Source organism: Actinobacillus genomosp. 1, from assembly GCF_029774175.1.
GTDB lineage: Bacteria > Pseudomonadota > Gammaproteobacteria > Enterobacterales > Pasteurellaceae > Actinobacillus.
Genome location: NZ_CP103834.1, coordinates 1,386,566 through 1,398,270, shown reverse-complemented (window position 1 = coordinate 1,398,270; position 11,705 = coordinate 1,386,566). Strand labels below are relative to the sequence as shown.

Here is an 11,705-nt window from a genome sequence, read left to right as displayed (position 1 = left end):
TAATGAAAAAACTGATTTTGTTAGTGCTAGGGTTATCCTGCGGTAACCTTTGGGCGGCTTGTCCGGAATTGGAATATAACTCAGCCCCTCCCTTTTATTTAGATCCTGCTCTGAGAGTAGTTAATAACAATAATACAATTTATTTTTGTCGTTCAAATAGAGCTTTCGGTAAGGCTGATTTGAATCAACGATTTGAAAAAAATATTCAAGAGTATGAATTATTACCTAATATTCCATTACAAAATGGAATGGCAAATATTAGTCTTGGTGATATTCAGGGTACGGGAGATTTAAATGTCGGACAGCATATTCTGACAGGGGGAACAATACCACAACATAATCTTTCCAATCAAACTTTTACATTAGAAACTCAAGGAGTTTTTAATTTTTACTATCGTGCTATTCGTCCGAAAGGAGAATCTATAGATTATTGGACTGAGCTAAGGGATAGTCATATTGGTTTGAGGAGACGTAATAAGGAGTGCGGTGAACAAATTCCGAAGACTATATCTGAGTTACGCAGCAATGCTGATGATATTTTTACAATGAATGATAATTTAGGTGGATGGAAAGCGGGGACTGGATCAATAATTGTAACAAGAGATATTGAGCTGATTAGTCCGGAAGGGCTAAAATATCCGGCTAAAGTTGATCTTATCCATATGAATACTTCTACAAATGGTCAATTTTTTACACCGACAAAAGATGAAAAATCTAGAGATGCCCCTAATTTATTCTGTTGGGTACAAGTAAAAGCTCGCTTAACATTTACGGATCAATCTATTAGACATTCAGGTGTTTTCAACGTAAATATTGGGGTACAGACGAATTAGGATCAAAATAAGAAGTGATTAATTAGCTGTAACGTTTTATCTATTTCTAATACCTTGCATATCGCAAGGTATTTTTTTGCAAAAAATCTGACAAATCCGACCGCTTTTTGATCAGGGATAAGGGAAATAAAAGAATAGTTTCAATCTACAAGTGTAGATCTCGTACAATATGAGCCGGCTATGTTGATTAAGTAGGGGATGATATATGAAAAAAGCATTTATTTTTGATATGGACGGAGTGTTGATTGACTCTGAGCCTTTATGGCAACAAACGGAACTGGATCTTTTACACGGCTACGGTATTCCTATTACCGAACAGGAATTGGCTCGTACGCGCGGTATGCCGTCCGTACCGGTATTACGTTATGCTAGTGAGTTATACCAGAAACCGTTAGATATTGAAAAAGTTGCGCAAGAATTATTGGATTTGGCAATCAGTAATATTCTAAAAGCAAAGCCGTTAATGCAGGGAGTAACAGAAACCTTAGAATTACTTGCACGACATGATATAAAAATTGCGATTGCCTCCGCTTCGCCCCGTTATATGTTGGATAATATCGTGAAAAGTTGCGGTATTGCCGATTATTTTAGCTATATCGCCTCCGGTGCGGAACTGCCGTATAGCAAACCGCATCCGGCGGTTTATTTACAAGCGGCGAAAGGTTTGGGTATTGATCCTGTCGAATGTATTGGCATTGAAGATTCTAAACCGGGTATGATTTCGGTGAAAGCTGCTTCGATGAGCTGTATTGTGATTCCTAATGAATTAGATTTTCACGAAAATTATTGGGCGTTAGCTGATTTCAAATTAGCTAAAATGTATGAAATCAATCCGCAGTTTTTAGCCCGGTTGTAACTTATTTTATCGTCGCAAGCGGTCGTAAATCTTGCAGAATTTACGACCGCTTGCGTGTTTATTCAATTTGAAAAACAGAGAGATTGATAAAGGAATTATAATGATAAAAGCAGTATTTCCCATTCCGGTAAGTTATTTAGGAATGGTTCTCGGGCTTGCCGGAATCGGTTTAGCATGGCGTTATGCGGCAAGCATTTTAGCGATCCCTCATCTTATCGGCGAATCCGTTTTAGCAATCGCCACTTTGATTTGGGCGAGTTTAATCGTGATCTATGGCTATAAATGGTTTAGCTATCCGCAATTAGCCAAAGCGGAATCGGATCATCCGATTATGGGTTGTTTTGTCAGTTTAACAATGATTACGTCGTTGCTCATTAGCCTTGCCGTTCAACCGTATAGCCTGTTCATCAGCCGTATTTTATTAGTTGCAGGAATTATTGGTCAGATAGGTTTTGCGATGTTACGTATCGGTAAATTATGGCAAGGCAATCATCCGACCGAATCAACTACGCCGGTATTGTATTTACCGCTAGTCGCAGCGAATTTTGTCAGTGCCAATGTTTTAGGTATGTCGGGGCAGAATGAACTCGGTATGCTTTTCCTCGGTGCCGGTGTATTTTCGTGGCTCTGTTTAGAACCGGCGATACAGCAACGTTTACGTAATTTAGAACCCGTTTCGCCGGCAGTTCGTCCGGTATTCGGTATTCAGTTCGCACCGGCTTTCGTCTGTTGTTCGGCTTACTTTAGTTTGAACGGCGGCAAAATAGACGGTTTTGTTTATTTGCTTATCGGTTATGGGCTTTTACAATTCTTATTATTGGCCAAATTATTGCCGTGGATTATGCAAAACGGCATATCCATGGGACTTTGGTCTTTCTCATTCGGCTCCGCCTCAATGGCAGGTGTTGGACTCCATTTCTACTACGAACTGTCTGATAAGCCGATAGCAATGCTTGGCATTGCAATGTTTATACTCGGCTCGGCAGCGATTTTAGCATTAGTCTTAATGACGCTACGCTTAATCACCACAAACCGATTTTTACTCAAATAGAAATCTAACTTAGGTATGCTACAAGCGGTTGAATTTGCAAAAAAATTTGTAAATCAAACCGCTTATTTTATTCCCTTAACGCATCAATAACACATTTGAGTGCCGGTGAAGCGTTTCGGTGCGGGTAATAGAGATGAAAGCCGGTAAATGTATAACTAAATTCGCCTAATACTTGAATTAACTCGCCTTTTTCCAATTCTTTTTGGACCAAATCTTTACAAATATAACCTAATCCCAATCCTAATTTTGCCGCATCTCGAATGGCATAATCATTAGAAAAAGTCCATTGTCCTTGTGTTTTAATTTGAATTTGTTCGTGATTGACGATGAAGTCCCAGTGATACATTGCACCGCTGGCATAGCGATAATTTAAGCATTGATGATGGGTTAAATCAGCCGGTGTTTTAGGAAAACCGTGTGCGTGAAAATAGTCCGGTGAGCCGATAACCGCCATTTCTTCATCATTGCCGATTCTTACCGCAATCATTCCTTCAGCAACTAAATCGCCAAAGCGAACACCGGCATCAAATTGTTCGGAAATAATGTCGGAAAATGCGGTATCGCTAATTAATTCAAGTTGAATATCGGGGTAACGTGTTTGGAAGTTAGCGAGCTTAGGCAATAACACCTTATCAAGCGCATATTGTGAGGCGGTGATCCGCACTAAACCGGACGGCGTTTCACGGTAATGCCCTAATATCGCCAGTTCTTGATCGAGTTTTGCAAAGGTTTGTTCTGCCGTTTGAAAAAGTTGGTTTCCTGCATGGGTTAGTGATAATCGGCGGGTAGTTCGAGCGAAGAGTTGTACGCCTAAACGGGATTCCAACTGTTTAATCGTACGGCTTAATGCAGATTGTGAAATACCCAGCTTAGTGGAGGCTTTGGTGAAGTTTTGTTCCCGTGCGACACATAAAAATGCATACAGATCATTATAGTTTTCTCGTTGAAGCATAATATAAATTCCCTTGTAAAAGACGGGCGAAATTTAACCGCTATTTTACCTGATTTAGAACCTGAGTGAATAAATGTTATCGAATTTTTGGTCATTATCATTTGAATGGAAATTTCTATAATGCACACATCTTTTACAATGATTAATGAGGAAAGCAAATGAAAATTCGTACTAGATTAACTGCACTTTCTCGTGCACTTCTACTCGGTTCAATACTTATCGGAGGCTATGCTATGGCAAATTTACCGCAATCAGCAACAGTGGTTGAAGTCCCTGCTCAAACGATTCAACTCACTCAAGAATGGGATAAAACGTTTCCAAAATCAGATAAAGTGGAGCACCGCAAAGTAACTTTTAAAAACCGTTATGGTATTACTTTGGTCGGTGATTTGTATATACCAAAAGGGGCAACAGGTAAATTACCGGCGATTGCAATAAGCGGACCATTTGGTGCGGTAAAAGAGCAATCTTCGGGTTTATACGCACAACACTTGGCTGAACGAGGCTTTGTAACCATCGCATTTGATGGGTCATATACAGGAGAAAGCTCGGGATTACCTCGTAATACTGCTTCACCGGAAATCAATACTGATGATTTTGTATCAGCCGTAGATTTTTTAGGTTCGCTTGATAATGTCGATCGTGAAAAAATTGGGGTGTTAGGTATTTGCGGTTGGGGTGGTTTCGCCTTGAATTCAGCAGTTTCAGATCCTCGCATTAAAGCGGTAGCGGTTAGCACGATGTATGATATGACTCGAGTTATGGCTGACGGTTATGAGATTAAAATGGATCCGTCTCCGAAAGGGCAATATGAACGTGTGCCGGCAATGACGACAGAAGCTCGTTATAAAATGAAACAAGATTTAGCCAATTCACGTTGGGAAGCTGCTGCAAATGATTATGCATTAAATGGCAAAGCGGAAGATCATTTAACACCGCAAGATAAAATTACGGCAGAAACACCAAGATTTGTCCGTGAATATTCAAACTATTATAAAACACCACGAGGCTTCCACCCACGTAGCGTAAATTCAACCGCAGGTTGGAACACTGCAATGATACCATCATTCATTAATATGCCATTGTTACAACGTGCAAGCGAATTAACAGCTCCGGCACTTGTGGTTCACGGTGAAATTGCCCACTCACGCTATTTCGGTGAAGATGCGTTCAAATCGTTAGGCAGTAAAAACAAAGAATTGTATATCGTCCCCAATGCGACTCATACCGATTTATACGATGATGTAGCAGGCAAAATTCCATACGATAAATTCGAGCAGTTCTTTAAAGCGAATTTGAAATAACAGTGACAAGCGGTTAAATTTCCCTAAATTTTTGCAAAAAATGACAGGAATTTGACCGCCTATTTTTTGGAAAATTGGAGAACAAGAATGCAATATGCCGTTGATTTACCGTTGAATAGTTTGATTGAGCAAGGTAGTCGTATTTTTGAGGATATTCATCGAATTGTAGCGGAAAATGCCCCTAAAATTGCCGAATTGTCAGGGAAATTTCAAACACAAGCAGAAATTCAACATCTATTGAGTGAAATTACCCAATCGCATATTGATGAAACTTTACACGTTAATTTGCCGTTATATAGTGATTTCGGTCGTCATCTTCGCATCGGTAAAAATGTATTTATCAATACCGCTTGTGTGTTTACCGACTTAGGCGGTATTACGCTTGAAGATAATGTTTTGCTTGCCCCAAGAGTGAATATTATTACGGTTAATCATCCAACGGATCCGAAAACTCGTCGTGGTGTAATTGTAAAACCGGTAGTGATTAAGCAAAATGCTTGGATTGGTGCAGGCGCAACGGTTTTAGCGGGTGTTACGGTTGGTGAAAATGCGATTGTTGCGGCAGGTAGTGTGGTTACTAAAGATGTACCGGCAAATACGATTGTTGCCGGTGTACCGGCTAAAATCATTAAAATAATTGATGAGGTTCGTAATGAAAATTAAAGCCTTACTAGGGCTGATTATCAGTCTGTTTTTTAGTCCATTTTTACAAGGAAAAACGATGCAAATTACGATAGGACAACAAACTTTTGAAGCAGAATTAGCCGATACCGAGGCAGCACAACAATTTACTAAACTGTTACCTTTAACATTAGAAATGCGAGATCACTTACGCAACGAAAAATTTGCAGAATTACCTCAAAATTTGACCGCTTACGATTATGCGGTCGGCACAATTCAAAGCGGCGATATTCTACTTTGGCAAGGAAATACGTTGGTGATTTTTTATGAGAATTTTGATACGCCTTATCGCTATACTAAAATGGGTAAAATTTCTGATGTAACGGGATTGAAAGCGGCATTGGGAAAAGGGAATAGCATCGTAACTTTTGCCAATTAAAGGAAGCGGTCGGATGCTATTCGGGCATTTTATTTATCAGTGAGGTTTACGCTTACTCACTGCTATCGAGGGTGGGAACACCGGATTAAAATAATGCTCCCTGTTCTCCCGTTACTTTATCGATTTCAGTTTTCACCTCAAAATTTAGTTCGCTTAAATAGCTTTTTAAGGTGGCAATATTATAGAACGAATGGCTATTCGTCGTATTTTGGAAATAAAGATAGAGCTGTTCGAATGAATCTCGGTGCTGTGAAAGTAAGTTTGCCAGTTGTTTTAGCTCTTGATCAGAATAGTGGTAATCGTGTCGTTGTTGGGCGGTTTCCGCTTTCCACCAATTCGGGTTGCGTCCGTGTAAACGCAAATAGGCAATTGTTTGATTGCTATAAAAATAAAATGGAGGAAGTCCGATATTTGTCGGGTAATCAACATTACACCAAATTAAATTCGGCTGCTTGGCAAAGGCTTGTTTTACTTGAGTGATATGCCAACTACTGTGACGAAATTCAACGGCAAGTGAAAAACTGTTAAACCATTTGGTCAGTTGTGCCAAATATAAGCGATTGGCGGTGGTACGTTCAAAGGTATGCGGAAATTGCACAAACAGATTTGCCAAACAATTTTGTTCGATTAACGGTTGTAACGCATTAAGAAATAACTTTGCTTGTGTTTCGGTAGCAATACGTTTATGGCTAAAATCTTGATGCAATTTTACCGAAAATTTTAACCGCCCTTCCGCTTTTTCAACCATACCTTGTAATGCTTTTTCGCCGATAGGCGCATGAAAAGTACTATTGATCTCAACCGTGTCATAATGGCGACTATAGATATTTAGAAAGTCGGTTTTTGATGTGCCGTGCGGATACAGCGTGCCGAGAAGATCGGTATCACTGTATCCGCCTGTACCAAGATAAATTTTAGGCATTAACATTTCCCTAAAGCTAAAATTTGTTGTCCGTTTTCATCGAAATTATGCGGATTTAACCATTTTTCCAATCTTTGTTTATTCGCTTGCCATTCGCTATCAAGTAACGAAAACCAAGCGGTATCACGACTGCGTTGTTTATAGACGACTAATTGGCGGAATGTGCCTTCGTGACGAAAGCCCAAACGTTCGGCACAGCGGTAGGAGGGCTGGTTGAGCGAATCGCATTTCCATTCATAACGGCGATATTGCAGTGTTTCAAATACATATTGCATGACTAAAAATTGCGCTTCCGTTGCAATTCGGCTACGTTGTAGCTGTTCGGAATAGATCACCCAACCCATTTCAATCACTCGATTTTGTCTATCAACACGCATTAAAGCGAAAGTGCCGAGCAATTTATCCGTTTGTTTATCGAAAACGGCTAAATAATAAGGATCTTGCGATTGAGCCATATCGGTGAGGTATGAGTATAACGTTTGTTTATTTGAGAAGGGTTCAATCGGAAGATAAGTCCAGTATTGTAGAGGGCTTTCGCTACCGTAAAGTTGCCAAAGATCTGCAAGATATTGAGGATTTTTCAGTATTTCCGTATCCAATTTTTTGACGACGGCATATTGTCCGATTAATTTTTCAATTTGTGGAGATTGTCCCTCAGTAAAGTGATCCATCGCTTCGCCAATCGGTTGTTTAAATCTGTTATATCTCATTGGTTGTTCCTCATAAAACTAAAGTAAGATGATTCTAAAGCTAAACAACTTGCTTTACAAAAAGTTTTAGGAATTTAACCGCTATTTAAAAGCATAAAAAATCGATAAATTTAATCTAAAATGCTAAAAACTTGCATAAAATTGATATTTTATGCTAAGGTGTATTGGTTTTAATCAATCTGAACAATCCTTGTTCGTCAATTAAGGGTATCTGTGCCTTTTCTTTCGGTTTCGTTCGAGCCTTCTTTTCATCTGTTACTGAACATCAGTTTAATCTTAAATCGACAAAGGAGTATTTATGAAGCTCACGGCATTTATACGTGATAAATCATCATTTAATCCGTTTGTAACGAGTATCACTTTATTAATTGTTATTTTACTTGTTGCCTTTACTTTGCTTTTACCCGCTCAAACGCAATCGGTGTTGGATTGGTTAAAAGCGACCATTTTCCAACATTTTAGTTGGTTTTATATTTTAGTCGGATCGCTGTTTTTATTTTTCTTGATTTTTGTGTCACTAAGTAGTTTCGGCAATATCAAATTAGGTACGAATGAAGAAGAACCGGAATTTCACTTTATGTCTTGGATGGCAATGCTATTTGCCGCCGGTATGGGGGTGGGATTGATGTTTTTCGGTGTTGCCGAACCGCTATCGCATTATGTATCCGGCGTCAGCAACGGTAGTACTGATCAACAGGCGCAGCAAGCCTTGTTGCATACGGTATTTCACTGGGGCATGCACGCTTGGGCGATTTATGGTGTCATTGCTTTGGCTCTCGCTTATTTCGGCTTTCGTTATAAATTGCCATTAGCATTACGCTCTTGTTTTTATCCGTTGTTAAAAGATCGTATCAACGGGCGTTCGGGGGATGTGATCGATATTATGGCATTGGTTGCCACGCTCTTCGGTATTATCACTACGTTAGGGTTTGGTGCGGCACAACTGGGATCCGGATTAGTGGCATTGGGTTGGTTAAGCGAAAGTGATTTCGGTTTACAAGTCGGTGTTATTTTAGTGGTTATGTCGCTTGCGATTCTGTCTGCAATTTCAGGCGTAGGCAAAGGGGTGAAAATTTTAAGTGAAACCAATTTAGGTTTAGCCGGATTTTTATTGTTGTTTGTTTTAATCAGTGGGCCTACGCTTTATTTACTTTCCGCCTTTAGTGACAACATCGGTACTTATTTCAGTCATTTAATTCAACTTAGTTTTAAAACTTATGCTTATGAACCGAATCGAACCGAATGGTTTAACGGCTGGACGATTCTTTATTGGGCTTGGTGGTGTTCGTGGGCACCGTTTGTCGGGTTGTTTATCGCTCGAATTTCACGCGGCAGAACCATTCGCGAATTTGTGTTCGGCGTGTTAGCTATCCCGAGCTTATTCGGTATTTTATGGTTTACCGTGTTTGGTAACAGTGCGATTTGGTTGGATAACAATAGCGCACAAGGCGTGTTATCCGGTTTGATTTCAACACCGGAAATCTTGCTGTTTAAATTCCTTGAGTATTTACCGTTCTCAAGTTTAACCAGTTTCATCGCATTAATTTGTATTGCGTTATTTTTTATTACTTCCGCCGATTCGGGCATTTATGTACTGAATAATATCGCTTCTCGTGATAAGAGTTTAACTTCCCCTCGTTGGCAAGCGATGATGTGGGGCATATTAATGGCGGTAGTTGCTATTACTTTGCTTGGCTCGGGCGGCTTAGCGACTTTACAAACAATGACATTAATTACCGCATTACCTTTTGCGATGTTGATGGTCGTTATTTGTGTCAGTTTAATGAAAGCCTTAGCGGTGGATAAAAAATATTTTGAGGCGAAATTTAATCCGACTACAGTTTTATGGTCAGGCGAAAACTGGAAAACTCGTCTCAATCAAATGCTGAATCAGACTGAAGATAAGGACATTTTAAAATTCTTAAAACATACCGCTTTACCGGCGATGCGAGAATTACGCCGAGAGCTCATTTCGGAATATGATCTGAATGTGGACGTGATCACTAAATTCGATGAAGCCGAACCGGCGGTCGAGTTTGTGATTCATACCGAATCGTTACAAGATTTTATGTATGGGATTCGCTCGGTCGGCCATCAAGTTTCCGAGCAATTAATCAATGACGAACATTTACCGCATATTCAGAATGAAACGACTTACGAGCCGCTAAGCTATTTCTTTGACGGTCGTAACGGCTACGACGTGCAATATATGACGCATAATGAAATCATTGCCGATATTTTAAAACACTACGAACGTTATCTCAGCTTATTACGAGATGTCGGGCAAGAGCTGATGTCGCACGAGCCGACCGAACTTGCTGAATAAGGAAATAAAGTAAGCGGTCTGATTTTTAGCTTTTTTAGCCGGTTTAGAAATCATTTTTACTTATAATCCTTATAAGAAAATATGATTATATTTTATATCTTAAGAGAAGGTAAAATAATACAAAATAGGTTCTTTATTTAAGAAGGAAAGCAATAATGGAATTTATTAAAACTCGTGCAGCGGTGGCTTGGGCGCCGAATGAACCGCTAAAAATTGAAGAATTGGATTTAATGCTGCCGCAAAAAGGCGAAGTGTTAGTCCGTTTAGTGGCAACCGGTGTGTGTCATACCGATGCTTATACCCTTTCCGGTCAAGATAGCGAAGGGGTATTCCCGTGCGTACTTGGTCACGAAGGTGCTGGGATTGTGGAAGCAGTCGGTGAAGGTGTAACCGATTTTAAAGTGGGTGATCACGTTATCCCGCTTTACACTGCAGAATGTCGTAAATGTAAATTCTGTTTATCAGGCAAAACTAACCTTTGTTCGGCAGTACGTGAAACCCAAGGTAAAGGCTTAATGCCGGACGGTACGGTGCGTTTCTTTAAAGACGGTCAGCCGATTTTCCACTATATGGGGACTTCAACTTTCTCTGAATATACGGTGGTTTCCGAATACTCATTGGCAAAAATTCAAGAAAACGCACCGCTTGACGAAGTGTGTTTGCTTGGTTGCGGCGTAACCACCGGTATCGGTGCGGTAACGCGTACTGCAAAAGTGAAAAAAGGCGATACGGTCGCGATTTTCGGTTTAGGCGGTATCGGCTTAGCGGCAATTATCGGTGCAAGAATGGCAGGCGCAGGCCGTATTATTGCGATCGATATTAATCCGGCTAAATTTGAGAAAGCTAAAGAACTTGGCGCAACGGATTGTATTAACCCGAAAGATTACGATAAGCCAATCCAAAATGTGATTATCGAGATGACAGACGGCGGTGTAGATTTCTCATTTGAATGTGTGGGTAATGTGGATTTAATGCGTTCGGCATTAGAATGTTGCCACAAAGGTTGGGGTGAAAGTATCATCATCGGTGTCGCACCGGCAGGGGCGGAAATTCGTACTCGTCCGTTCCAATTAGTTACCGGTCGTGTATGGCGTGGTTCGGCATTTGGCGGCGTGAAAGGACGTACCGAACTACCGGGCATTATCGACCAATTTATGAAAGGCGAATTTAAATTGCGTGATTTCATCACTCACACAATGCCGTTGGAAGACATCAATAAAGCCTTCGATTTAATGCACGAAGGTAAATCAATCCGCACGGTGATTCATTTCTAATTTAATAATATAAGGGGCGTTAAGCCCCTTTTGTTTTTCTTATCGAACGTCTTTCCTTAAAATTTTCCTACCATTTTTCAACAGGCTTGCGAATGTTCATAAAATAGACTATTATTTTTGTAGCAACTTAGCTACAAAAGGAGAAATAATATGAAAATTATAACTAGTCGTGAATTTAATCAAAACCTCGGCAAAGCTCAAAAAGCCGCACTTACTGCTCCTGTAATTATTACCAACCGAGGCGAACCGGCGTTTGTGTTGATGACATACAAAAACTATGCTCAGCAATATCAGCCAAAAACCTTTCGCAGTATTGGTGAAGCATTAGCTGATCCTAACCCCGAAGCTGCCGATGTTGAGCTTGAATTGCAACCTCGTAGCCGTGGACAACGCCGTCCGGTAGAATTTTAGGGGGAA

12 protein-coding genes are annotated in these 11,705 nt (G+C 40.2%); 9 read left to right on the top strand and 3 right to left on the bottom strand.

Annotated elements, in window-relative coordinates; translation table 11 throughout:
* Positions 1-2: 2 nt before the first annotated feature.
* The 3 genes from NYR63_RS06385 to tehA all read left to right on the top strand — a co-directional run bounded on the left by NYR63_RS06385 (position 3) and on the right by tehA (position 2,740).
* Positions 3-833: a hypothetical protein gene (locus tag NYR63_RS06385; RefSeq protein ID WP_279456786.1), complete on the top strand. Its 831-nt coding sequence runs from the start codon at positions 3-5 to the stop codon at positions 831-833.
* A gap of 205 nt (positions 834-1,038) precedes the next feature.
* Entirely contained in the window at positions 1,039-1,689 is a 651-nt protein-coding gene (gene hxpB / locus NYR63_RS06380) for a hexitol phosphatase HxpB (RefSeq protein ID WP_279456785.1), read from the top strand.
* A gap of 100 nt (positions 1,690-1,789) precedes the next feature.
* Complete coding sequence (tehA, locus tag NYR63_RS06375; protein WP_279456783.1) at positions 1,790-2,740, top strand: dicarboxylate transporter/tellurite-resistance protein TehA; 951 nt, start codon at positions 1,790-1,792, stop codon at positions 2,738-2,740.
* Positions 2,741-2,807: 67 nt separating this feature from the next.
* Here tehA and NYR63_RS06370 read toward each other — a convergent pair whose 3' ends face one another.
* On the bottom strand, positions 2,808-3,692 hold the full coding sequence (locus tag NYR63_RS06370; RefSeq protein ID WP_279456782.1) for a LysR family transcriptional regulator: 885 nt from the start codon (positions 3,690-3,692) through the stop codon (positions 2,808-2,810).
* 158 nt (positions 3,693-3,850) lie between these two features.
* Here NYR63_RS06370 and NYR63_RS06365 point away from each other — a divergent pair, with 158 nt between their 5' ends.
* The 3 genes from NYR63_RS06365 to NYR63_RS06355 all read left to right on the top strand — a co-directional run bounded on the left by NYR63_RS06365 (position 3,851) and on the right by NYR63_RS06355 (position 6,056).
* The gene (locus NYR63_RS06365) at positions 3,851-4,996 is read left to right on the top strand and encodes an alpha/beta hydrolase (RefSeq protein WP_279456781.1); all 1,146 of its coding nucleotides are present in this window, start codon (positions 3,851-3,853) and stop codon (positions 4,994-4,996) included.
* Between the two features lie 87 nt (positions 4,997-5,083).
* Positions 5,084-5,659, top strand: a complete 576-nt coding sequence (locus NYR63_RS06360) for a DapH/DapD/GlmU-related protein (RefSeq protein ID WP_279456780.1) — start codon at positions 5,084-5,086, stop codon at positions 5,657-5,659.
* A gap of 58 nt (positions 5,660-5,717) precedes the next feature.
* Positions 5,718-6,056, top strand: a complete 339-nt coding sequence (locus tag NYR63_RS06355) for a cyclophilin-like fold protein (protein ID WP_347710240.1) — start codon at positions 5,718-5,720, stop codon at positions 6,054-6,056.
* Positions 6,057-6,141: 85 nt separating this feature from the next.
* On the opposite strand, the gene NYR63_RS06350 is transcribed toward NYR63_RS06355, so the two are convergent.
* Both NYR63_RS06350 and NYR63_RS06345 read right to left on the bottom strand, forming a co-directional pair.
* Entirely contained in the window at positions 6,142-6,984 is an 843-nt protein-coding gene (locus NYR63_RS06350; RefSeq protein ID WP_279456777.1) for a DUF72 domain-containing protein, read from the bottom strand.
* On the bottom strand, positions 6,978-7,688 hold the full coding sequence (locus NYR63_RS06345; protein WP_279456776.1) for a GNAT family N-acetyltransferase: 711 nt from the start codon (positions 7,686-7,688) through the stop codon (positions 6,978-6,980). Before NYR63_RS06345 ends, NYR63_RS06350 begins: the two co-directional genes overlap by 7 nt.
* Positions 7,689-7,986: 298 nt before the next feature.
* Here NYR63_RS06345 and NYR63_RS06340 point away from each other — a divergent pair, with 298 nt between their 5' ends.
* The 3 genes from NYR63_RS06340 (at position 7,987) to NYR63_RS06330 (ending at position 11,699) form a co-directional block, all read left to right on the top strand.
* Positions 7,987-10,014: a BCCT family transporter gene (locus tag NYR63_RS06340; RefSeq protein WP_279456775.1), complete on the top strand. Its 2,028-nt coding sequence runs from the start codon at positions 7,987-7,989 to the stop codon at positions 10,012-10,014.
* Positions 10,015-10,169: 155 nt separating this feature from the next.
* A complete protein-coding gene (locus NYR63_RS06335; protein ID WP_279456774.1) occupies positions 10,170-11,288 on the top strand; it encodes an S-(hydroxymethyl)glutathione dehydrogenase/class III alcohol dehydrogenase in 1,119 nt (372 codons plus the stop codon).
* Between the two features lie 150 nt (positions 11,289-11,438).
* A complete protein-coding gene (locus NYR63_RS06330; RefSeq protein ID WP_115590630.1) occupies positions 11,439-11,699 on the top strand; it encodes a type II toxin-antitoxin system Phd/YefM family antitoxin in 261 nt (86 codons plus the stop codon).
* The last annotated feature ends 6 nt before the right edge of the window (positions 11,700-11,705 follow it).

What these genes read in the sequence shown, in the direction of transcription:
- hxpB (WP_279456785.1), top strand. Translation starts at nt 1,039, where the DNA reads ATGAAAAAAGCATTTATTTTTGATATGGACGGAGTGTTGATTGACTCT.
- NYR63_RS06345 (WP_279456776.1), bottom strand. Translation starts at nt 7,688, where the DNA reads ATGAGATATAACAGATTTAAACAACCGATTGGCGAAGCGATGGATCAC.
- NYR63_RS06340 (WP_279456775.1), top strand. Translation starts at nt 7,987, where the DNA reads ATGAAGCTCACGGCATTTATACGTGATAAATCATCATTTAATCCGTTT.
- tehA (WP_279456783.1), top strand. Translation starts at nt 1,790, where the DNA reads ATGATAAAAGCAGTATTTCCCATTCCGGTAAGTTATTTAGGAATGGTT.
- NYR63_RS06385 (WP_279456786.1), top strand. Translation starts at nt 3, where the DNA reads ATGAAAAAACTGATTTTGTTAGTGCTAGGGTTATCCTGCGGTAACCTT.
- NYR63_RS06360 (WP_279456780.1), top strand. Translation starts at nt 5,084, where the DNA reads ATGCAATATGCCGTTGATTTACCGTTGAATAGTTTGATTGAGCAAGGT.
- NYR63_RS06330 (WP_115590630.1), top strand. Translation starts at nt 11,439, where the DNA reads ATGAAAATTATAACTAGTCGTGAATTTAATCAAAACCTCGGCAAAGCT.
- NYR63_RS06335 (WP_279456774.1), top strand. Translation starts at nt 10,170, where the DNA reads ATGGAATTTATTAAAACTCGTGCAGCGGTGGCTTGGGCGCCGAATGAA.
- NYR63_RS06355 (WP_347710240.1), top strand. Translation starts at nt 5,718, where the DNA reads ATGCAAATTACGATAGGACAACAAACTTTTGAAGCAGAATTAGCCGAT.
- NYR63_RS06370 (WP_279456782.1), bottom strand. Translation starts at nt 3,692, where the DNA reads ATGCTTCAACGAGAAAACTATAATGATCTGTATGCATTTTTATGTGTC.
- NYR63_RS06365 (WP_279456781.1), top strand. Translation starts at nt 3,851, where the DNA reads ATGAAAATTCGTACTAGATTAACTGCACTTTCTCGTGCACTTCTACTC.
- NYR63_RS06350 (WP_279456777.1), bottom strand. Translation starts at nt 6,984, where the DNA reads ATGTTAATGCCTAAAATTTATCTTGGTACAGGCGGATACAGTGATACC.